Source organism: Thioalkalivibrio halophilus, assembly GCF_001995255.1.
Classification (GTDB): Bacteria; Pseudomonadota; Gammaproteobacteria; order Ectothiorhodospirales; family Ectothiorhodospiraceae; genus Thioalkalivibrio; species Thioalkalivibrio halophilus.
This window is the reverse complement of sequence record NZ_MUZR01000010.1, coordinates 28,786-50,584: the sequence shown is the minus strand read 5'-3', so window position 1 is coordinate 50,584 and position 21,799 is coordinate 28,786. Positions and strand designations below refer to the sequence as shown.

The 21,799-nt window shown below is 68.0% G+C and carries 21 protein-coding genes and 1 other RNA gene; 8 read left to right on the top strand and 14 right to left on the bottom strand.

Going from position 1 to position 21,799, the window contains the following annotated elements:
* Window positions 1-27: 27 nt before the first annotated feature.
* From B1A74_RS04230 to rpoE, 5 genes are all read right to left on the bottom strand, one after another.
* Window positions 28-1,449, bottom strand: a complete 1,422-nt coding sequence (locus B1A74_RS04230) for a DegQ family serine endoprotease (RefSeq protein ID WP_077243854.1) — start codon at window positions 1,447-1,449, stop codon at window positions 28-30.
* Window positions 1,450-1,531: 82 nt separating this feature from the next.
* Window positions 1,532-2,011 carry a SoxR reducing system RseC family protein gene (locus B1A74_RS04225; RefSeq protein ID WP_024329070.1) on the bottom strand — a complete coding sequence of 160 codons (480 nt, stop codon included), beginning with the start codon at window positions 2,009-2,011 and terminating at the stop codon, window positions 1,532-1,534.
* The gene (locus tag B1A74_RS04220) at window positions 2,004-2,999 is read right to left on the bottom strand and encodes a MucB/RseB C-terminal domain-containing protein (RefSeq protein ID WP_018947023.1); all 996 of its coding nucleotides are present in this window, start codon (window positions 2,997-2,999) and stop codon (window positions 2,004-2,006) included. The genes B1A74_RS04225 and B1A74_RS04220 overlap by 8 nt, the downstream gene beginning before the upstream one ends.
* Before the next feature lie 3 nt (window positions 3,000-3,002).
* Window positions 3,003-3,608, bottom strand: coding sequence for a sigma-E factor negative regulatory protein (locus tag B1A74_RS04215; RefSeq protein WP_024329068.1), 606 nt, complete (start codon window positions 3,606-3,608; stop codon window positions 3,003-3,005).
* A 14-nt stretch (window positions 3,609-3,622) separates the two neighbouring features.
* Window positions 3,623-4,201: an RNA polymerase sigma factor RpoE gene (gene rpoE, locus B1A74_RS04210; RefSeq protein ID WP_018870158.1), complete on the bottom strand. Its 579-nt coding sequence runs from the start codon at window positions 4,199-4,201 to the stop codon at window positions 3,623-3,625.
* Window positions 4,202-4,345: 144 nt separating this feature from the next.
* Here rpoE and nadB point away from each other — a divergent pair, with 144 nt between their 5' ends.
* The gene (nadB, locus tag B1A74_RS04205; RefSeq protein WP_024329067.1) at window positions 4,346-5,995 is read left to right on the top strand and encodes an L-aspartate oxidase; all 1,650 of its coding nucleotides are present in this window, start codon (window positions 4,346-4,348) and stop codon (window positions 5,993-5,995) included.
* Here the strand turns inward: nadB and orn are convergent.
* Window positions 5,962-6,531, bottom strand: coding sequence for an oligoribonuclease (gene orn / locus B1A74_RS04200; protein WP_077243853.1), 570 nt, complete (start codon window positions 6,529-6,531; stop codon window positions 5,962-5,964). The genes nadB and orn overlap by 34 nt on opposite strands.
* A gap of 131 nt (window positions 6,532-6,662) precedes the next feature.
* Between orn and B1A74_RS04195 the strand changes: the two genes are divergently transcribed.
* From B1A74_RS04195 to rsgA, 3 genes are read left to right on the top strand one after another with little or no spacing between them, the layout of a single operon-like run.
* On the top strand, window positions 6,663-6,968 hold the full coding sequence (locus B1A74_RS04195) for a c-type cytochrome (RefSeq protein WP_018947020.1): 306 nt from the start codon (window positions 6,663-6,665) through the stop codon (window positions 6,966-6,968).
* A 6-nt stretch (window positions 6,969-6,974) separates the two neighbouring features.
* On the top strand, window positions 6,975-7,310 hold the full coding sequence (locus B1A74_RS04190; RefSeq protein ID WP_077243852.1) for a 4a-hydroxytetrahydrobiopterin dehydratase: 336 nt from the start codon (window positions 6,975-6,977) through the stop codon (window positions 7,308-7,310).
* A gap of 18 nt (window positions 7,311-7,328) precedes the next feature.
* Entirely contained in the window at window positions 7,329-8,261 is a 933-nt protein-coding gene (gene rsgA / locus B1A74_RS04185) for a ribosome small subunit-dependent GTPase A (RefSeq protein WP_077243851.1), read from the top strand.
* 36 nt (window positions 8,262-8,297) lie between these two features.
* Here rsgA and B1A74_RS04180 read toward each other — a convergent pair whose 3' ends face one another.
* From B1A74_RS04180 to ffs, 6 genes are all read right to left on the bottom strand, one after another.
* Window positions 8,298-9,080: a hypothetical protein gene (locus B1A74_RS04180; protein WP_077243850.1), complete on the bottom strand. Its 783-nt coding sequence runs from the start codon at window positions 9,078-9,080 to the stop codon at window positions 8,298-8,300.
* 87 nt (window positions 9,081-9,167) lie between these two features.
* Window positions 9,168-9,512, bottom strand: a complete 345-nt coding sequence (locus tag B1A74_RS04175) for a histidine triad nucleotide-binding protein (protein WP_077243849.1) — start codon at window positions 9,510-9,512, stop codon at window positions 9,168-9,170.
* A 35-nt stretch (window positions 9,513-9,547) separates the two neighbouring features.
* Entirely contained in the window at window positions 9,548-10,138 is a 591-nt protein-coding gene (gene recR / locus B1A74_RS04170) for a recombination mediator RecR (protein WP_018947015.1), read from the bottom strand.
* A gap of 11 nt (window positions 10,139-10,149) precedes the next feature.
* Entirely contained in the window at window positions 10,150-10,476 is a 327-nt protein-coding gene (locus tag B1A74_RS04165) for a YbaB/EbfC family nucleoid-associated protein (RefSeq protein WP_018870167.1), read from the bottom strand.
* Entirely contained in the window at window positions 10,473-12,356 is a 1,884-nt protein-coding gene (dnaX, locus tag B1A74_RS04160; RefSeq protein ID WP_018947014.1) for a DNA polymerase III subunit gamma/tau, read from the bottom strand. The genes B1A74_RS04165 and dnaX overlap by 4 nt, the downstream gene beginning before the upstream one ends.
* Window positions 12,357-12,451: 95 nt before the next feature.
* Window positions 12,452-12,548, bottom strand: an RNA gene (gene ffs, locus B1A74_RS04155) — signal recognition particle sRNA small type.
* A 305-nt stretch (window positions 12,549-12,853) separates the two neighbouring features.
* On the opposite strand from ffs, the gene B1A74_RS04150 reads away from it, so the two are divergent.
* The 4 genes from B1A74_RS04150 (at window position 12,854) to B1A74_RS04135 (ending at window position 18,530) form a co-directional block, all read left to right on the top strand.
* A complete protein-coding gene (locus tag B1A74_RS04150) occupies window positions 12,854-13,603 on the top strand; it encodes a glutathione peroxidase (protein ID WP_018947013.1) in 750 nt (249 codons plus the stop codon).
* Between the two features lie 184 nt (window positions 13,604-13,787).
* A complete protein-coding gene (gene gorA / locus B1A74_RS04145) occupies window positions 13,788-15,182 on the top strand; it encodes a glutathione-disulfide reductase (protein ID WP_077243848.1) in 1,395 nt (464 codons plus the stop codon).
* 124 nt (window positions 15,183-15,306) lie between these two features.
* Complete coding sequence (locus B1A74_RS04140; RefSeq protein WP_018947011.1) at window positions 15,307-16,158, top strand: HDOD domain-containing protein; 852 nt, start codon at window positions 15,307-15,309, stop codon at window positions 16,156-16,158.
* 242 nt (window positions 16,159-16,400) lie between these two features.
* Window positions 16,401-18,530: an NHL repeat-containing protein gene (locus tag B1A74_RS04135; RefSeq protein ID WP_018947010.1), complete on the top strand. Its 2,130-nt coding sequence runs from the start codon at window positions 16,401-16,403 to the stop codon at window positions 18,528-18,530.
* Window positions 18,531-18,615: 85 nt separating this feature from the next.
* Here the strand turns inward: B1A74_RS04135 and guaA are convergent, their stop codons facing one another.
* Complete coding sequence (guaA, locus tag B1A74_RS04130) at window positions 18,616-20,193, bottom strand: glutamine-hydrolyzing GMP synthase (protein WP_077243864.1); 1,578 nt, start codon at window positions 20,191-20,193, stop codon at window positions 18,616-18,618.
* A gap of 65 nt (window positions 20,194-20,258) precedes the next feature.
* Window positions 20,259-21,719 carry an IMP dehydrogenase gene (guaB, locus tag B1A74_RS04125; RefSeq protein WP_077243847.1) on the bottom strand — a complete coding sequence of 487 codons (1,461 nt, stop codon included), beginning with the start codon at window positions 21,717-21,719 and terminating at the stop codon, window positions 20,259-20,261.
* Window positions 21,720-21,799: the final 80 nt, after the last annotated feature.

The window sequence follows — 21,799 nt, the reverse complement described above, 5'->3', positions numbered from 1 at the left end:
GCGCCCGAGGCCGGCGCGTGATGGCCGTCAATCCTGCGGAATGCGCAGGGCGATGAAGGTGGGGTTGCCACCGCGCTGGATCAGCACCGGCACGGTCGTGCCGGGGCCGGCCTGCTCGACGCGCTCTTCCAGCTCTTCCAGCGATCCCACCGGCTGCCGCGCGAACTGCACGATCACGTCGCCCGGCCGCACGCCGGCGCTGCGCGCGGGGTTGTCCTCGACCTCCAGCACCACCAGGCCGTTGTCGACGCCGAGCTCCTCGCGCGTTTCGGCATCCAGCGGCTCGAGGCGCATGCCCAGAAGGCTCTGCGGCTCGGGCCGGGCCTCGCCCGGCTGTTCGGGGGCCGCGCGGCGTTCGGCAATGTCTTCGGGCAGCGCCTCGATGGTGACCTCGAGGGTCTTGTCCTCGGAACCGCGCCGAATGTCCACTTCGACCTCGGCACCCACCGGCGTGCGGCCGACGATCGGCGGCAGCGCGCTGGAATTCGGCACGTCCAGGCCATTGAAGCGCAGGATCACGTCACCGGCCTCGAACCCCGCCTTCTCCGCGGGGCTGTCCGCCTGCACGCGGGCCACCAGAGCACCAGAGGGCTTGTCCATGCCGAACGACTCGGCCAGATCCCGGGTAACCTCCTGGATCAGCACGCCCAGCCAGCCGCGGGTGACTTCGCCATGGTCGCGCAGCTGGGTCACCACGTCGCCCACCACTTCGATGGGCACTGCGAACGACAGCCCCATGAACCCGCCGGTACGGCTGTAGATCTGGGCGTTGATGCCGATCACCTCGCCGTCCAGGTTCATCAGCGGGCCGCCGGAGTTGCCCGGGTTGATGGCCACGTCGGTCTGGATGAAGGGCACGTAGTTCTCGCTCGGCAGGCTGCGCCCCTTGGCGCTGACGATCCCGGCGGTGACCGAATGATCAAAGCCGAACGGCGAGCCGATCGCCAGGACCCATTCGCCGACCCGGAGCTCCTCGGAGGAACCCAGCTCCAGCGTGGGCAGGTCCTCGGCGTCGATCTTCAGCAGGGCCACGTCGCTCTGCGGGTCGGTACCGACGACCTCGGCATTGAACACGCGGCGATCGGACAGGTGGACCACGATCTCCGAGGCACCCTCGACCACGTGGTTGGCGGTCACGATGTAGCCGTCTTCGCTGTAGATGAAGCCGGAGCCGAGCGAATCACGCTCGCGCTGGCGCGGGTCGCCACCGGACCCCGGGGGCTCGCCGAAGAAACGCTCGAACAGGTCCTCGAACGGTGTCCCTTCGAACTGGCGCATGCCGCCGTGCTCGGGCACCTCGGTGGTGCGGGTGGCCGAGATGTTCACCACCGCCGGGCTGTGTTCTTCCGCCAGCGGCACGAAATCAGGCAGAGGCCGCGCCGAAGCGGGCAGGGACAGGGCCAGAAAGACCAGGGCGACCAGCGCCCATTGCATCGGTTTCAGCATCATTGAACCCCTCTCCGGGAAGCTTGAAAGGACATGCCTCTGGACGCCGCGAAAGCGCGCAAGTTCCCCGCGGGCCGCGGCAGGATCAGCCGGTGCGGGTGGCAACCGGCCGCACTACGCCGCTGCCCGGCTGGCGCGCGAGCACCACCGGCTGGAACGCGGCATCGCGCTGGCTCATCCAGCGGCGCACGCTGAGCAGGCCTGCCCCCAGTCCCGCGAGGCCCGCCAGGAGCAGCATGCCCTCGCCGGCCCCGGGGAACAGGGCCATGCCCAGTGCGGGCACGCCGATCAGTCCGGCCAGCGGCAGCAGATACATCATCAGCGCACCCGCAACCAGCGCGGTATCGCGCACGCCGAGAGTGACGGTATCGCCGGCCTGCAGGTCGCCGGAATGGCCGACCCGAACTTCGATGGGCTTGCGCCCGAGGACGTCCGACAGAATCCCGCTGCCACAACCGCTGCGCGCGGAACAGCTGCCACAGGTGGAACGGCGCTGGATGCGCACGCGGGCGGTGTGCCCGTCCACTTCGATGACTTCACCCTGTTCCTCGATCCAGTCACTCATGCCGCCCCCCAACGGGCTGCGGCGGATGCATGGCAGCAGCGAGGCGCTCCACGGTTTCGCGGGGCACGTCGCCGACGGCCGTGATCTGATAATCGCCTTCGATCCGGGCCACCGCGTGCGTGGCACCGGCGCGGGTCGCGCCCTCGAACCGGCGCTCACCTTCCACCGGCTCTACGTACACCGAGACCGAGGCCAGGCCATCGCTGACCACGAAATAGCGGCCGGGCTGTTCCGGATCATCGCTGCTGCGTTCACGCGCCACCACCAGGCGGAAGCCCGACGGCAGTTCACTGAAGCCCCAGTCCCGGCCGTCGGGGTCGGGGCGCAGATGTCCGCGCTCGGCGCGCACCTCGATGCGGTCAGCCCCTTCACTGACCGGCTCGAGGGCGGCGTCCGGCACGCGGTCCAGCAGTTCGAGATCGGTAAACGCCAGGCGTTCGAGCAGCTGGCCGCTCCCGGAATAGAGTTCGCTGAGCAGCGGCAGGCCGGTGTCTTCGTGCAGGCAGTAGCGGTGGCTGTAGCGCAGCAGGTCACCGGCGCGGGCCAGCAGCATGCGGCAGGCATGCCCGGCCACGCGGCTGCGACCCTGATCCTTGAGGGAATAGCCATCGTGTTCCGCAAGCAGGTGAACCGGGGAACTTACCGGCCAGCGCGGGGTGGAGCCGGCCTCCGCAGCCTGCCCGCCGGAGGCGGCCCCGGTCCCGGACTGGGCACTGAGACGGTCCACCGAGCGCACAACCTCGCGCTCCTGGCCACTGAGGGTATGCAGCCGCTCGCGATAGCCTCCGTCCTCGACGGCGTGGATCACGCGCACCGTATCGAGGCGATCCTTGCGCTGCAGGACGAATGTCCCCCGGTAACTTTCCGAGTGGACGCTCGCGGACATGCGTTCCAGCCACTCGGCGGGGCCGGGATCACTGGCGATCACCGGCAGCGGGAGCAGGGCGACGGAAGCCGCCAGCACCCAGGGCAGACCTCCGTACATCATGGTTTACTCTTCGCCAACCGAATAACGTACGCGCCCGAAGGCCGCGGAGCCCGGACCGGTCAGATCGGCGTGGTTCTCGAAGTAGCGCACGAAGCGCGGGTCCAGCTCCTCGCCAGGTCCGTCGGCCTCGGGCATGCCGGCGCCGGCGGACGCCTGCTCCGGGCCCTCGGCCGAGCGCGCCGTCTGCACCTCGGCCGGGGGCGCCCCGCCTTCGGCCATGCCGGGCGTCGCGTCACCACCGGGCTGGCCGGCACCCATCATCTGCATGCCCACCAGGGTCACCACCGCCACGGCGGCCGCGACCCCGGTACCGACCACCGGCCGGAACCACCGCGAACGGGTTGCCTGCTCGACGCCGGCGGGAGCCGGCGCGACATGCAGCGGCTCTTCCTCGGCCAGCTGTTCGCGCACGCCCTCAAGCAGGTCCGGTGGCGCGGTCATGCGCATCCCGCCGCGCAGCGAGTCCCCGATCAGGTGATAGCGTTCCCATTGCTTGCGATCTTCCTCCGACTGCAGCAGCTCGTCCACCAGGCGACGCGTCTCGAACGCCTCGGTCTCGTCGTCCACCAGGGCCGAGAGACGCTCCGTCTTGCTGACTTGTTCACTCATACGATCATGCTCATTCAGTCGTTCAACAATGGTCGCAAGGTCTCGTCGATGGCCTCGCGCGCCCGGAAGATGCGCGACCGGACCGTGCCGATCGGACATCCCATGGTCTGCGCGATTTCCTCGTAGCTCAGACCTTCGATCTCGCGCAGAGTGATCGCGGTCCGCAAATCGTCCGGCAGCTCGTCGATCGTGCGCTGGACGGCCGCCTCTATCTCCTGCGACAGCGCTTCCCCCTCGGGGGTTGCATTATCCTTGAGAGCGGAATCGCCCCCCATTTGTTCGGCATCCTGCGCATCGACTTCGGATTCGGGCCGGCGGCGCCCCTGGGAGACGAGATGATTCTTCGCGGTGTTGATGGCGATCCGGTACAGCCAGGTGTAGAACGCACTTTCGCCGCGAAAGTTCGCGAGACCGCGATAGGCCTTGATAAAGGCTTCCTGGGCGATGTCCAGGGCCGTGGCGTGGTCGTGCACATAGCGGCCGACAAGATTCACGATCTTGTGCTGATACTTCAGGACCAGGATATCGAAGGCCTCTTTCTCGCCATTCTGGACACGCCGAACCAGGGCCTCGTCGGAAGCCTTCTCGCTCATCCGGGGACTCCCGTTCGGCGACTCGTCTCCAGTATTCTAGGGTTCATGGACCGCCTGACCTGCATGAAGTTCGAAACCCGCTCGCCGGGGATTGCTCCCGGCTTCCCGGCCATTGCGCAACAAGCGCAAAACGTTACCTGACGCATGGATACAGCACAACAAGCCCGCAAAGCCGACGTGCTGGTAATCGGCAGCGGTGCGGCCGGACTGAGCGCGGCCCTGCATCTCGCCCCGCATCGCCGGGTCGTGGTCCTCAGCAAGGGCCCGGTGGACGAGGGCTCGACCCGCTATGCCCAGGGCGGCATCTCGGCAGTGCTCGACCGCCAGGATTCCTTCGACGCCCATATCGACGACACCATCGACGCCGGTGCCGGGCTGTGCGATGCGGACGCGGTGCGCCGCACCGTCGCGGCCGGGCCCGAGGCGATCCAGTGGCTGCTCAACCTCGGGGTGCCGTTCACGCGCGAATCGTTCGAGGGCCGCAGCCGGCTGCATCTGACGCGCGAGGGCGGGCACAGCGCCCGCCGCGTGGCACATGCCGCCGATGCCACCGGCCGCGCGATCGAGGACGCGCTGGTGCGCAGCACCGGCGACACCGCCAGCATCGACGTACTCGAACGCCATGTGGCGGTGGATCTGATCACCTCGCGGGTGGACGGCGTGCGCCGTGTGGTCGGGGCCTATGTCCAGGATACCGCGACCCGCGAGGTACAGACGATCATGGCGCCCACGGTGATCATGGCTACCGGGGGCGCCAGCCGGGTCTATCTCTACAGCTCCAATCCCGACGGCGCCACCGGCGACGGGATTGCGATGGCCTGGCGCGCCGGCTGCCGCATCGCCAACATGGAATTCATGCAGTTCCACCCGACCTGCCTGTACCACCCCCGGGCCAAGTCGTTCCTGATCTCGGAGGCAGTGCGCGGCGAAGGCGGGCTACTGAAGCTGCCGGACGGGGAACGCTTCATGCCGCGCTTCGACGAGCGCGCCGAACTGGCCCCGCGCGACATCGTGGCGCGCGCGGTGGACCACGAGATGAAACGCCTCGGGATCGACCATGTCTATCTCGACATCAGCCACAAGGCGGCGGATTTCATCCGCGAGCACTTCCCTACCATTCACGAACGCTGCCTCGAATACGGCTTCGACATGACGCGCGAGCCGTTGCCGGTGGTTCCCGCCGCGCACTACACCTGCGGCGGGGTTGTGGTGAATCATTTCGGCCAGACCGATCTTCCGGGCCTGTATGCCGCCGGTGAAGTCTCATGCACCGGGCTGCACGGCGCCAACCGCATGGCCAGCAATTCGCTGCTGGAATGCCTGGTCTACGCCCGCGCCGCGGCCGAGCACATCCTGTCGCAGACCGATCTGCCCGCTCCGGAGGCCCTGCCGGTACCGGCGGCCTGGGACGAATCACGGGTAACCGAATCGGAAGAAGAAGTGGTGGTGGCGCACGACTGGGACGAACTGCGTCGGCTGATGTGGGACTATGTCGGGATCGTGCGCACCCGTAGCCGGTTGCTGCGCGCGCAGCGCCGAATCCGCATCCTGCAGGAAGAGATCCACGAATATTACAGCCACTACCGGATCTCGCCCGACCTGATCGAGCTGCGCAACCTCGGCATGGTGGCCGAGATCATCGTGCAGAGCGCGCTGGCCCGACGCGAGAGCCGCGGCCTGCACTATCTGCTGGACTACCCCGAGCGTGACCCGGAACTGGACGGCATCCCCACGGTTCTGGTGCCGCCCTCGCCCGCCGGTCAGCTGGCCGGGCGCGCGGCCGGCGGGAGCTGAATGAACTTTTCGCGGTAGTGGCGCAGCTCGTCGATCGAGTCACGGATGTCCTGCAGGGCCTGGTGCGAAGCGTTCTTCGACAGCCCCTGGAGCACGTCCGGCGCCCAGCGCCGCGCCAGCTCCTTGAGCGTGGATACGTCGAGGTTGCGATAGTGGAACCAGGCCTCCAGCTCGGGCATGCAGCGGGCGAGGAAACGCCGGTCCTGACAAATGGAATTGCCGCACATCGGCGACTGCCCCTTCGGTACCCACTTTTCCAGAAACGCCAGCGTCTCGCGCTCCGCGGCGGCCTCGTCGTGGTCGCTGTGGCGGACGCGATCCAGCAGGCCCGATTCGCCGTGCGTGCGCTGGTTCCAGGCGTCCAGCCCGTCCAGGACCTCCAGCGACTGGAACACCGCGATCACCGGGCCCTCGGCCAGGATCTCGAGGTGCTTGTCGGTTACGATGGTCGCCACTTCGATGATCCGGTCCGTTTGCGGCTCCAGGCCGGTCATTTCCAGATCGATCCAGATCAGATTTTCCGCACTCGCCGTCATTGTCTCTCCTCTGCGGCACTCGGTGGTGCCCTATGATGGCGCGATGCAGTCTATCATCATGGGGACGGGCCCCGGGGGCCCGTCGCATCGAACAACGAACAAGACCGGCACCGACGAAGAAGGAGGGCCACATGCGACACCTCACCACCAGTCTGGCCGCCCTGACGCTGGCCGGCGGCATGGCCGCCACCGCGCAGGCCGACGACATCCGGATGGGCCAGGATCTGCACGACAACAACTGCGTCAGCTGCCATGCCGACATGCACGGCGGTGACGGCTCCGACATCTATACCCGCGACGGACGCATGGTCGGTGACCGCGAAGAACTCGTCGCGATGGTCCGGCGATGCGATGCCAACATCGGCACCGCCTTCTTCGATGACGAGATCGAAGCCATCGTGGCCTACCTCAACGATGAATACTACGGATTCGACTGAACCCCCATGAGCGACCTGAAGACGCGTCACTGCCAGGCCTGCGAAGGCTTTACCGACCCGATGCCGGCCGAGGAGGCGACCCGGGCCCTGGGCCAGCTGCACGAATCCTGGGAACTGGGCGGCAACACGAAGGACATCCGGCGCGAGTTCCGCTTTCGCAACTTCCACGAGACCATGGCCTTCGTGAACGCGGTGGCCTGGATCGCCCATGTCGAGGATCACCATCCCGACATGGAAGTCGGCTTCAACCGTTGCCGGGTCCAGTTCTCCACCCACGCGGTGGGCGGACTGACCGAAAATGATTTCATCTGCGCCGCGCGCGTGGATGCGCTGTTCGACTGACCCGTCGATGCAGCCTGCATGAGCCGGTCCGCCCGGAACCCGGGATCCGCGGACAGCACGACTGCGGATCCCCTGCCCGCCCGCGCGCGTGTCGCCGCCCGCCTCAACCAGAGGGCCGACCTCCTCGACGAGGACGGCCATCTGCATCGCGTGCAGCTGCAGCGCCGCACGGGGGATCTGGTCTGCGGGGACCGCGTGGAAACCGACGGCCACCGCATCCTGCGCCGCGAGCCGCGCCGCAATGCGCTGGTGCGGCGCGACGGCTACGGCCGCCGCAAGACCATCGCCGCCGGAGTGGACCGGGTCTGGATCGTGGTGGCGCCGGAACCGGCCCCGGCACGTTTCCTGATCGACCGCTTCCTGGTCGCAATCCACAACCTGCCAGCCGAGCCACGACTGCTGTTCAACAAATGCGAGCTGGACCCCGGGGGGGCGCGGCGGCTGGACCGGCAGTACGGCCATCTGGGCCTGCACGCGCTGCCGGTCAGCGTGCACGAAGGCACCGGGCTGGACGCCCTGGCGGCGGCCGCCGAGGGGGGCAGCAACATCCTGGTTGGCCAGTCCGGAACCGGCAAGTCATCGCTGATCGATGCGCTGCTGCGCCGCGCCGGCAACGCGCCGGACCAGGCCCTGCAAACCGCGACCCTGGGGCAGACCGGCGAAGGGCGCCACACCACGACCACGGCGCGCTGGTATCCGCTGGCGGGCAATGGCGCGTGGATCGATTCCCCCGGGGTGCGCGACTTCACACCGGAGCTGGACGACGCTGACGCGCTCGAGCGCGGCTTCCCGGACATCGCCGAACGGGCCCGGGAATGCCGCTTTCGCGACTGCCGGCACGCGGCCGAACCGGGGTGTGCGGTGGGAGCGGCGGTCGCCGCCTGCGAGCTGCCGCGGGAACGGCTGGAGGCCTGGCAGGAGCTGCGGGCGGAGACCCGGCGCCGGGACTGAGCCCGGCAGCGGCCCCGCGGCACGATTCAGAACGAATCAGAAGGTCAGGCCCATCTCCACGCCGAACACCGACGAGGAACCGCCGGATTCGGGACGCATGCCGTCGAATTCCAGCCGCTCCTCCATCCAGCCTTCGGACGATTCCAGCGAATAGTCATCGTAGAACAGGCTCATCGACAGCTCGCTGTCGTTGCGCAGGCGGAGGCTGCCGTCCAGGCTCAGATAGCTGGCGCCGCGCGTGTGGTCGCGCGGTTGCAGGCCAGTCCCCGCACCGACCGTTTCCCGCGAATCGCCCGCCAGCGGCTGACGCACGCCGACCCGCAGCTGGCTGTCAAAACCGCCCGACTCGAAGGTGGGTCCGAAACTGAAGTCGGTGAAATAGGAAGTGGTACCCGCATCCTCCCGCAGCTGCCCCGGCGCACTGCGCGACTCCATGCCGAAGCCCAGATCGATCCCGTACCCCAGGCCACTGGCCCCCAGGCGCTGACGGAAAGCGCCGGTCGCCTCGAAACGATCGCCCAGGCCGGTGATGTCGTCCGCCGGACGCGACACCGCGTCGGCATCCAGCATCAGGCGGTAACGCGGGTCGGGCCGGGCCTCCCCGCCCGCACCCGCCGCGCCGGAAAAGGAGGACAGGTCGCCCACGGCCGCAACCTGATCGCCGCCGTCGAGATTCAGGGTGCGGGTCAGAGAATAGCGGGTGGTGTCGTCTTCGGCCGCCGCAACCATCGGCGTCGCGAAAACCACGACCAGCATCAGCGGCACCGCCAGCCGGGCAACGACGCGCGCACGGCCCGGGGCATTTCCCCCCCCGCCCATGGCCGTTGTCCCGTCATGATATCCGCGTTGCGTCACGCCCGTTCCCCCGTTTGTCACCGCGCCGGCCTCCCCGGACCGTCGCGTTCGCTAGCCCGGGGGCCAGCCGAGGGGCCGACCGCCGAGCAGGTGCATATGTATATGATAGACCGTCTGACCGCCCTGCTGGTTGCAATTCATCACAGTCCGGTATCCGGCCTCCGCAAAGCCGCGTTCGGCCGCGACCTCCGCCGCAACCCGGGCCATGTTGCCCACCGTCACGGCATCCTCGGCGGTAAGGTCGTTGAGGGTCGCGATGTGCCGCCGCGGAATCACCAGCACATGGTGCGGCGCCTGGGGATGCAGATCCTCGAAGGCGATCACGTCATCGGTCTCGCGGACGATGGTCGCGGGGATCTCCCCGGCGACGATCTTGCAGAAGATACAGTCTTCCATGGTGCCTCCACCGCGCCCGGCCGGCGCGGTTTATATCAGTAATCGCGGCGCCCCGACAAGGCGTGCGCCAGGGTCCCCGCATCCGTGTATTCCAGCTCCCCGCCGCTGGGGATCCCCTGCGCGATGCGCGTGGCGCGGATTCCCAGGCGCCCGGCCATCTCGGCCAGATAGTGAGCGGTAACCTCACCCTCCACCGAGGTGTTCGTGGCGAGAATCAGCTCCTCGGTGCCCTGCTGGCGCAGACGTTCCTCCAGCCGGTCCAGCCCCAGCTCCTCCGGGCCGATCCCGTCCAGCGGCGAGAGCCGTCCGAGCAGCACGTGGAAGCGACCGTTGAAATCGGTGGCCGCCTCGATCGCCATCACGTCGCCGGGGCTCTCGACCACGCACAGGACCTGGTCGTCGCGATCGGGATCGAGGCAGCGTTCGCAGGTCTCGGCCGAGGTCAGCGTCCGGCACACCGAGCAGTGGCCGATGTTCTCCACCGCGGCGTCCACCGCCCGCGCCAGGCGCCGCGCGCCCTCGCGGTCGCGTTCCAGCAGGTGCAGCGCCATGCGCCGGGCGGACTTGCCGCCCACGCCCGGCAGACAGCGCAGCGCCTGCACCAGATCGTCGAGTTCGGTATCCACCGCGACCCGGCTCAGAAAGGCAGCTTCATGCCCGCCGGCAGGCCCATGCCGCTGGTCAGTTCACTCATGCGTTCCTGGCTGGTGGTGTCCACCTTGTGCACCGCATCGTTGATCGCCGCGGCCACCAGGTCCTCGATCATGTCCGGATCATCCTGAAACAGGCTCGGATCAATCCGAACCTTGCGCGCCTCGTGCTTGCCGGTCAGGGTCACGCTCACCAGCCCGCCGCCAGCCTGACCCTCGACCTCCATCTCGGCCAGCTCGGCCTGCACGCGCTGCATTTCTTCCTGCATTTTCTGGGCCTGCTTCATCATGTTGCCCATGCCGCCTTTCATCATTTTCGGTTCTCCTGTCCCGCTGCTCCGGGGTCCTGATTAAGTGTCGGGTCGTCATCGTGCAGGCGCACCGGGCCAAGCTCGGCGCCGAAGCGTTCATGCAGCGCCTGCACCACCGGATCCTGCCGCATGGCGGACTCGGCCTCAGCCTGACGCGCCTCGGCATTTGCCGCAAGACGCGCGGCCGGCGTGTCGCCGCCGGCTTCTTCCTGGTCCACGATCTCCAGACGCACGCTGCGACCGAGATGCGCCTCCAGGGACCTGGACAAGCGTTCCCTGGCCCGTTCCGTACACAGCATGCGGTAGTCGGGTGGCAGGGCGAGGGTCAGCCGCTCCGTGTCCAGCGAACGAAATTCGGCCTGCAACGCGAGCTCGCGCGCGGTGCCTGCGGGAAGACGTGCAGCGAACGCATGCCAGTCGAACTCGCCGGCAGGCACGGCCGGACCGTCGGGATCCCCGACGGGCTCCGACGACGGTGGCACGGCACCGGCGCCCGCGGCCGGTTCCGGCTTCGCTTCGGCCCGCGGTTCCCGTACCGCGGCCGCCCCCCCGGATTCCGACCGGGGGCTGGCGCGCGACGCCGCGGGCACCGAATCCCGGTCCGGAGCCACGGCCGCATCTCCGGCCTTTTCCTCTTCCTCCGCCGGCGGGACCGGGCGCGATGCGACCGCCGACCCCGATCCCGATCCCGATCCCGAGGGGGATACCGGCGCTGCAGCCGGGGAGCTCCCCGTGCCCGCGCTCCGGCCGGCAGTCGTACCTCCCGACGGGGCGCCCCCGGGCTCCGTGTCCGGCGCCCCCTCGGGGCGGAAGGCCAGCAGCCGCAGCAGGGTCATCTCGACCCCCATTCGCGGGTCCGGGGCATACGGCAGGTCACGGACGCCGTGGATCAGGATCTGATAGGCGAGCTGGATCAGCTCGGGATCCTCGCGGCCGGCGGCATCCCGGACCCAATCCAGCCCCGCCTCGCCACTGTCGGCCACCTCGCCCGCCACCTGCAGCACCGCCACCCGGTGCAACAGCGCGGCCAGTTCGTCCAGCAGGCGAGACCAGTCCGGCCCCAGGGTATCCAGCTCGGCCAGACCGTGGACGAGGGCCGCGCCGTCACCGGCGAACACCGCATCCAGCAGCCCCGTAAGTCGGGTGCGCGGCAGCAGCCCCAGCATGTCGCAGGTCGCGCCCTCGGTCAGCTCCTCGCCCGCGTAGGCAATCGCCTGATCGGTAAGACTGAGGGCGTCGCGCATCGAGCCCTCGGCCGCCTCGGCCAGACGCAGCAGGGCGCCGGATTCGGCGGTCACGCCCTCGGTCTCCAGCACCCCGGTCAGGTATTCGGCGATCAGGGGCGCCGGCATCGGCTTGAGATTGAACTGAAGGCAGCGCGACAGCACCGTCACCGGCAGCTTCTGCGGATCCGTGGTCGCCAGCAGGAACTTCACGTGTTCCGGCGGTTCCTCCAGGGTCTTGAGCAGCGCGTTGAAGCTCTTCTCCGACAGCATGTGCACCTCGTCGATGAGGTACACCTTGAAGCGGCCGGTGGTGGGGGCATAGGACACGTTGTCCAGCAGCTCACGGGTGTCGTCCACCCGGGTGCGCGACGCGGCGTCGACCTCGATCAGGTCAAGGTGCCGGCCTTCGGCGATCTCCACGCAGGAACGGCACTGACCACAGGGCTCGGCGGTGACCCCGGTCTCGCAGTTGAGACAGCGCGCGAGAATCCGCGCGACGGTAGTCTTCCCCACCCCGCGGGTGCCGGCAAACAGATAGGCGTGATGCAGCCGCTCCCCGGACAGGGCGTTAGTGAGTGCGCGCACCACATGCGGCTGACCGACGAGATCCCCGAAACGCGCGGGCCGCCACTTGCGGGCCAGAACCTGGTGACTCATGCCTCCCCCATTAAGGAAACGCTGATTAATGGAGCAGTCACCGTGACCTCCGGGCACACGGCCCCACCGGAAAGCGAAACTGGAAGGGAGGTGGCCCGCACCCGCCACACCCCGGCGCCCGACGCAGTTGCTACCGTTGCTCCCTTCCGGGCCTGGCGGGGTTCACAACCTGTCGTCGCGAGGGGACTGATACGGACCACCATAACGCTGTTGGCCGCGAGTCCGGCCAGATGCGCAAGGGTCCGGGTTTCGGGCCATTGCGTCAAGTTCCGTGGACCTCCACTCCGGAGAGGATTCCGCCCGAACGCCGACCCCGGCATCATGGGCACAAGCCGGGCGGAGCCGCGACGATAGGATGAGCCTAACTATCAATTAACTAATCAAGATTGGATTTACCAATCGAGCGCCCTTAATCTTGCACCTGTCGTCGGCCACAGGCCGGCACATGACTTTTCACCCGTTTCCGTAACCGCAATCTGCAACAGGAGAGAGAGAACATGGAACTGGAAAATCGCGAAGGTCAGCGCGTCCCGGAAGTCACCTTCCGCTGCCGCAAGGACAACGACTGGAACGACGTCCGCAGCGCGGACATCTTCAGCGGCCGCAACGTGGTGGTGTTCGCCCTGCCGGGCGCGTTCACCCCGACCTGCTCCTCGGCCCACGTGCCCCGCTACAACGAGCTGGCGCCGGTGCTGAAGAAACACGGCATCGACGAGATCGTCTGCATCTCGGTGAACGACGGCTTCGTGATGGAGGCCTGGCAGGCCGACCAGGAGGCCGACCGCATCACCTTCCTGGCGGACGGCAACGGCGAGTTCACCGAGAAGATGGGCATGCTGGTGGACAAGAGCGACCTGGGCTTCGGCGAGCGTTCCTGGCGCTATTCCATGCTGGTGCGCGACGGCGTGATCGAGAAACAGTTCATCGAGCCGGATGAACCGGGCGACCCCTTCGTAGTCTCCGATGCCGACACCATGCTGTCGCACGTGGCGCCGGATGCGGCCTGCCCCGAGGACGTGGTGGTCTTCACCAAGCCGGGCTGCCCCTACTGCGCCAGCGCCAAGCAGATGCTGGAGGACGCGGACCTGGACTATGAGGAGATCGTCCTCGGCCGTGACGCCAGTCTGCGCAGCCTGCGCGCCGCCACCGGCGCGATGACCGTGCCCCAGGTGTTCGTCGGCGGCCACCGCATCGGCGGCTCCGAAGATCTGGAGCAGTGGATCCACCGCGAGCGCCGGGCAGCGTAACCCCCCGGCCGGGACGGGCCCGCGCCCGTTCCGGCCCCGGCCACCCCGGGTGGCCATCCGTGTCCGCAGGTTTCACGACGGTTCGCCGGACGTGCGGACACGGATGGCGGACCCCGGCGACCGCTCCTTGAGCGCTCGCCGTGGCAGACTTCGAATCAGACCGACAACGAACAGGGAACAGAGCATGGAACACTACGACATCATCGTGATCGGCGGCGGCAGCGGCGGCCTGGCGGTGGCCGAGCGCGCCGCGCCCCATGGCGCCCGCGTCGCCGTGTTCGACCCGAAGCCGCTGGGCGGGACCTGCGTGAACGAGGGCTGCGTGCCCAAAAAGCTCACCTGGTACGCCGCGGAACACATGGGCCAGGCCCGCCAGGCCGGCGAATTTGCCGTCGACGTGGACATCCGGGGCATTCGCTACGGCGAGCTGGCCGAGCGTCGGCAAAAGCTGCTCGGCAACCTCAACGACTTCTGGGCTGGCCACCTGGAGAAGCTGGGCGTGACCCACATCGCCGAGCGTGCCCGGCTGAACGGAAGCGACCGCGTGATCAGCGAAAGCGGGGCCGAATACCGGGCCGACCGCATCGTGCTGGCCATGGGCGGCGCGCCGGTGGTGCCGCCGCTGGAGGGGGCCGAACTGGGCGCGACCTCGGACGACTTCTTCCAGTGGACCGAACTGCCGGAATCCATCGCAGTGATCGGGGCCGGCTACATCGGCCTGGAGATGGCCGGGATGCTGCGCTCCATGGGCGTGAAGACCGACGTGGTCGCGATGGAGGACCGCGTGCTGGAGATGTTCGATCCCGCCATCAGCGCGGCCCTGGACCAGCACATGGAGCACCAGGGCATCGGCCGTCACCTCGGGGTGAAGGTGGCCGGGCTGGGCGGCGAACCGGGCGCGGTCACCGTGCAGCTGGAAGGCGGACAGGAACTGGGCCCGTTCGAGCAGGTGCTGTGGGCCGTCGGCCGCAAACCGGCCACCGCGGACATGGGGCTGGAAGAAGCCGGGGTCGAGCTCGCACGCGACGGCACCACCCCGGTGGACGAGTGGCAGGCCACCAATGTCGAGGGGATCTACGCCCTGGGCGACATCATCGGCAAGGCCCCGCTGACCCCGGTGGCGATCGCCGCCGGGCGGCGTCTGGCCGAGCACTGGTATGCCCCCGAAAACGACCCGGTGCCGGTGGACTACGAACAGATCCCCACGGTGACCTTCACCCATCCCACCGCCGGCATGGTCGGACTGACCGAGCCCGAGGCCGTGGAGCGTCACGGCGACTCGGTGCGGGTCTACGAGACGAGCTTCGGGGGGCTGGACCGGGCGTTTGCCGAGGGCGAGGTCCCGCCGGTGGTGATGAAGCTGGTGTGCGCCGGGAATGACGAAAAGGTCGTCGGCATCCACATGATCGGCCCCCACGTTGACGAGATGCTGCAGGGCTTCGCGGTCGCGGTGCGCATGGGCGCCACCAAGCGCGACCTCGACCTGACCATCCCGCTGCACCCGACCAGCGCCGAGGAACTGGTGACCCTCAAGCAGGGCCGTCCCGGTCGCGCCGAGGGTCTGGCCGAAGCCGCCTGAGCTCCCCCGCGCCACAGGGTCGCGGGTCGCGCCCGGACAGACGTCCGGCAGGCCCGGGACCCCCCGAACGCGCACGCCTGTGGCATACTCCGCGCTACGGAAAAAGCCGCCCGGAGTGCATCTTTTGGCTACCCGCACGGACGTCGAAAACTTCCTTGAAAAACTGCGCGGGGACCTGGACCGGCAGCTGGTGGATATCCCCACCCTGCCGGACATCTCGGTCCAGGCGTTGTTCATCGTGCAGGATGACAACAGCACGATCGCCGATCTGGTCAACCTGATCTCGCGCGACACCGCGCTCGCCTCCCGCCTGGTACGTCAGGCCAACAGCCCCGCCTACCGCGGACTCCATCGCTGCTCCACCATCCACTCGGCGGTCACCCGCCTGGGCATGGAGCGGGTGCGGCAGGTCGTGCTGACCCATTCCATGAAGGAGGTCTTCCAGACCGGCAACGAGGCGATCCGCGAGCGCATGGAGCAGCTGTGGGAACACAGCCTGGAGGTCGCCATACTCAGCTACCTGCTGGCGCGCAAGCAGCGGCACCTCGACCCGGACATCGCGCTGCTCGCGGGACTGGTCCACGACATCGGCGCGGTTCCGATCCTGCGGCGCGCGGAGAAGGTGGAAGTCATCTACGAGGACCCGCGCGCGGTGCAGGCGGCCATCGACGCGGCCCACGTCGCGATGGGCCGTGCCATGCTCAAGAGCTGGAACTTCGACCCGGAGATCGTGCGCGCGGTCGGGGACCACGAAAAGATCCGCCAGGATCCCGGAGACAGCGAACCCGTCTCCTACACCGACATCCTGCAGGCCGCCAACGTCGAATCCTACGGCGCTACCGGGCACCGCCTGGCGGCGGTGGACCGCCACGAAATCCCGGCCTTCCGCCGGCTGACCGGCGATCCCGACCGTCTGACCCTGGACTGGGACACCGACGAGGCCGGGCTCAAGCACATCAACCAGATCTTCGAGTAGCGCAGCGCGCTCGTCCCGCCCTGGCTACAGGTTCTCCGGCAGGCCACCCACAACGTCAAATCCGCCGACAGCGGAAAATCGCCCCGAATTGGTCTAAGGAAACACGGATGAATGCGCACGCTCGCGCGCGAGCCCGGGCTACATAAGGGAGATCGACGCCCGAATCGCTCCGGCCAGCTCTCTGTTCGGAGGTAACGCGCGGGTAAGCGGATCCGGTTTGCCAGCGCCGTCCGGAGATCCCCATGAGTGAACGCCATCTTGTTCAGTTCTACAGCCCCGAAACCGGGACCAGGTCCTATCGACAAACGCAGCGTCGCGGGCGCGCCACCGAGATCGACCTTCCCTACGACATCGAGGCCCGCATCACGCGGGAGCGCGGACAGAATGTCGACGAAGCCCGCACGGGGCGTGTCGTCCTCTACAAGGGCCCCGAACAGGAGCGCATCTGGGCAGGCGAGTGGCAGACCGGGACGACCTTTACCGGGACGCTCCCTGCCGACCTGGAGTTCGAGCCGACCGATGCCCTCATCCTGACGACCGAGATCCGCGACAACGGCGACTTTGCCGTCTGGCCGCGCTGCGAGCCGGTCTACATCGGGGCGCCTGCGTCGCTGGAAACCCCGCGCTGGGTAGCCGTGCGCTTTACCCGGAATCCGGGCGACGGAGACATCTGGCGGGGTGTCGGCTACGTCTGGTATCCGGGGCGGTTCCCCGACATCACCCCCAGCTACCACAAGCGCCGTGACCCCCTGATTGTCCGGGGCCGGCCGGGCGAGCACGACCTGTGGGCGCAGCGCATGACGTTCTGCACCGTCTATCAGCGCTCGGAATTCCAGTATACCGACAAGGGCCACGTCGCGAGTCACTTCAAGCACGAGTACCGCCGGCACGACTACTTCAAACCCCTGCACCTGCAAGTAGGCCTGTTCCGCGACGGCCACCGGAATCAAAGCACGATCCAGTCCACCTGCTCCGGATTCATCGACGAGGACCAGACCGCCGTGATCCTGAGCGCCCCGGGGCGTGTGGTGGAGGTGGACGTCCACGGCACGATGAAAACCCTGTGGGGGGTCCGGAACAAGAAAGACCTGATCACTCCGGCGCCGGGCAACCCGCATGTCTGGACGGTGCACCACCCCGACCATTTCGAGACGGTTCGCAAGGACATCGGGCACTGCTGGCAGATCTGCCCGCACCCGGACGACGAGGGGATCGTGTTCATCGCGGCGTCCCACCATCACTGCATCTATCGGGGCGACCGGCGCACGGGCGAGATCGAGGTGTTCGCCGGGACCGAGCACGAAAAGGGCTACCAGCGCGGCCTGTCCGAGCCTCGCGGCGTCGCCGCCCGCGACGGCTGGCTCTACATCAGCGACTACCGCAACCTGCGTATCGTCCGGACGCCCCTGGACGGCAGCGGAGGACTCGAGGAAGTCATTGCCAGCATGCGTCCGAGCGGCCTGTCGCGGAGACAGGACTTCCCCTTTTGGGACGGCACCCAGGAGATCGACGTACATTTCGACCAGGACGTCGAAGTGATGCGCGAGCGGGCGGTGTGGGGCGAAGCCGGCAAGGCCGCGTTCCTGTACCCGACGCAGATCGACTTCACCTCCACCGGCGACCTGATCTGCACGCACGACCTGCAATTCTCGATCTCCAGGATCCGCCTGGGCGATCCCGTGACGATCGAGCACCTGGGCGACGTCCAGTACTACCGGAAGGAGTACATGACCGTCTCGGTGGACCGGGAGGGTTCGCTGTACGCGGTGGACGACTTCATCGTCACCGCCGGCGACGACCGTTCCGACGTGCTGTTCAGCGTAGACGGGGAGAACCTCGGCATCCCCAGCTTCTTTCCGGACGGCGGGGGCTATGACCGCGACTGGAACCGCGCCAGCCGGATGAAATACAACAACCTGTGCATCGTCGGGCGCGGCGCCATGTGGTACGGGGGCAATACCGGCCTCATGCGTGTCACTCGCAAACGCGAGAGCGACCCAAAGATCAACAACGCCAGGTACAAGCGCGGTCGCCGTGCCTTCCGGCGTGCGCCGTCCCCGTACCGCCCGGCGCTGGAGCTGGTCCACGGGCCGCGCGGCAACGGGCATTTCGGCCGGGAGACCATCGACGACCTGGGGGCCATGGACGAGCAGGCGTTCCGCAAGTGGCTGGATGCGCAGGGCCGGCGGGACATACAGGGCGACGAATTCGACGACCTGTACTACTACATCGCGATGGAATCGGCGACCGGCAAGGGCATGGCCGAGGACGTCGAGGTCGCCGTCCCGGTTGCCCCGCCCTGGCCCGACCCGCAGCCGGGCGAACCAGAGCCCGAGAAGGAGGAGGGAGAGCAAGACGGGACGAGCCGGTAATGGCTGTCCTGGCCGTCACCTGCGGCATGGGCATCGCTCGACTGCCGGGTCATGAAGCCCCGGCTGCGATGCCCGCCCGTTCCGGTCACTCCCACTCGATGGTAGCGGGGGGCTTGCCGGAGATGTCGTAGGTGACGCGCGAGATCCCGGGGATCTCGTTGATGATGCGCCGCGAGACGTGGTCGAGGAATTCGTACGGCAGATGAGCCCAGCGGGCGGTCATGAAGTCGATGGTCTCCACCGCGCGCAGCGCGACCACGTAGTCGTAGCGCCGGCCGTCGCCCATGACCCCCACCGACTTGACCGGCAGGAAGACCGCAAACGCCTGCGAAGTCCGGTCGTACAGGTCGGCCTTGCGCAGTTCCTCGATGAAGATCGCATCCGCCCGCCGCAGCAGATCGGCGTATTCCTTCTTCACCTCGCCGAGGATGCGCACGCCCAGGCCGGGCCCGGGGAACGGATGGCGGTAGACCATCTCGGTAGGCAGGCCCAGCTCGACGCCGATCTTGCGCACCTCGTCCTTGAACAGCTCGCGCAGCGGCTCGACCAGCCCCAGCTTCATGTTCTCCGGCAGGCCGCCCACGTTGTGATGCGACTTGATCACGTGGGCCTTGCCGGTCTTGGAGTCGGCCGACTCGATCACGTCCGGGTAGATCGTGCCCTGGGCCAGCCACTTCACGTTCTCGAGCTTGCCCGCCTCTTCGTCGAAGACGTCGATGAACAGCCCGCCGATGATCTTGCGCTTGGCCTCGGGGTCCTCGATACCGGCCAGGGCGCTCATGAAGCGGTCCTCGGCATCCACGCGGATCACGTTCACGCCCAGATGACGGGCAAAGGTCGCCATCACCTGGTCGCCCTCGCCCTCGCGCAGCAGGCCGGTGTCCACGAACACGCACGTGAGCTGATCACCGATCGCCTTGTGCAGCAACGCGCCGACCACCGAGGAATCCACCCCGCCGGACAGGCCCAGCACCACGCGCTGGTCGCCGACCTGCTCGCGCACCCGCGCGGCCATGTCCTCGATGATGTTGTCGGCGGTCCACAGCGCCTCGCAGCCGCAGATCTCGTAGATGAAGCGTTCGAGGATCCGCTGCCCCTGGGTGGTATGCGTGACCTCGGGGTGGAACTGCACGCCGTAGAAGCCGCGGTCCGGGTCGGCCATGCCGGCGATCGGCGCGGAGTCGGTGGAGGCCATCAGGCGGAAGCCTTCCGGCAGCTCGGTCACGTGATCGCCGTGCGACATCCACACGTCGAGCATCCCGTAGCCCTCGGGCGTGGTGTGGTCCTCGATATTGCGCAGCAGCGGGGTATGGCCGCGGGCACGCACCTGGGCATAGCCGAACTCGCGGCGTTCGGAGGGTTCGACGCGCCCGCCCAGCTGTGCGGCCATGGTCTGCATGCCGTAGCAGATGCCCAGCACCGGCGCGCCCAGCTCGAACACCACGTCCTCGGCGCGCGGCGGTGCCTCGACGTTCACCGATTCGGGCCCGCCCGAAAGGATGATGCCGGTGGGCGCGAACGCGCGGATGTCCTCCGCCGGCATGTCCCAGGCATGCACCTCGGAATAGACTCCGGCCTCGCGGACGCGGCGGGCGATCAGCTGGGTGTACTGGGAACCGAAGTCCAGTACCAGAATGCGGTGGGCGTGCAGATCCTGGGTCATGAGGTCATCCACTGCCCCGGCCGGGCGGCCGGGGGGTGTGTCGGGGATCCGGCCGGCGGGCCGAATCAGTCCATGCGATAGTTCGGGGCTTCCTTGGTGATCGCCACGTCATGCACGTGGCTCTCGCGCATGCCGGCGGCCGTCACGCGCACGAACTGTGGTTTGCTGCGCATTTCGGCGATGTTCTGCGCGCCCACGTAGCCCATCGAGGAGCGCAGGCCGCCCATCAACTGATAGATGATGGCGACGATCGAGCCCTTGTACGGCACCCGGCCCTCGATGCCCTCGGGGACGAACTTGTCGGCCGGGGCATTCGGATCCTGGAAGTAGCGGTCGGAGGAACCCTGCTGCATCGCGCCCAGCGACCCCATGCCGCGGTAGATCTTGTACGAACGCCCCTGGTAGAGCTCGACCTCGCCCGGCGCCTCCTCGGTGCCGGCGAACATCGAGCCCAGCATCACGCAATGGGCGCCGGCGGCCACCGCCTTGGCGAGATCGCCGGAGAAGCGCACGCCGCCATCCGCGATCAGCGGCACGTCGGTCCCTTCCAGGGCCCCGGCCACCTCGGAGATCGCGGTGATCTGGGGCACGCCGACCCCGGCCACCACGCGGGTGGTGCAGATCGAGCCCGGGCCGATACCGACCTTCACTCCGTCGGCGCCGGCGGCCACCAGGTCCTTCGCCGCATCGGCGGTGGCGATGTTGCCGCCCACCACCTGCACGTCCGGGTAGTGCTTCTTCACCCAGGCCACGCGGTCGAGCACGCCCTGCGAGTGGCCATGCGCGGTATCCACCACGACCAGGTCCACACCGGCCTCGACCAGCGCGGCCACGCGCTCGTCGGTTCCCTCGCCCACGCCCACCGCGGCACCCACGCGCAGGCGGCCGCGCTCGTCCTTGCTGGCATACGGGTGTTCGGTGGACTTCTGGATATCCTTCACGGTGATCATGCCGCGCAGCTCGAAGGCGTCGTTGACCACCAGCACCTTCTCGATGCGGTGCTTGTGCAGCAGCCCGAGGATCTCCTCGCGCCCGGCACCCTCGCGCACCGTCACCAGCCGTTCGCGCGGGGTCATGATCTCGGAGACGGGGGCCTCCATACGGGTCTCGAAGCGCAGGTCGCGCGAGGTGACGATCCCGTGCAGATCGGTGCCGTCCACCACCGGCACCCCGGAGATGTGGCTGTCCCGTGTGAGCCGCACCACGTCGCCAATGGAGGCGTTCGGCCCCACGGTGATCGGCTCGCTGATCACCCCGCTCTCGTACTTCTTCACCTGCCAGACCTCGCGGGCCTGGGCCTCGGCCGGCATGTTCTTGTGCACGATGCCGATGCCACCCTCCTGCGCCATGGCGATCGCCAGGCTGGCCTCGGTCACCGTATCCATGGCCGCGGAGACCAGCGGCGCGCTGAGGGTGATGCCGCGACTGATCCGGGTGGAGATATCGACGTCGCGCGGGATGACGTTCGAATGCCCGGGAATCAGCAGAACGTCATCGAAGGTCAGGGCTTCACCGAGTATCCGCATGCACCACTCCAGACAGGGCCCGGGGACCGGGAGGAAAGAGCCGAACAGTATAGAATCCGGGGCTTGACGGGTAAAGGCGG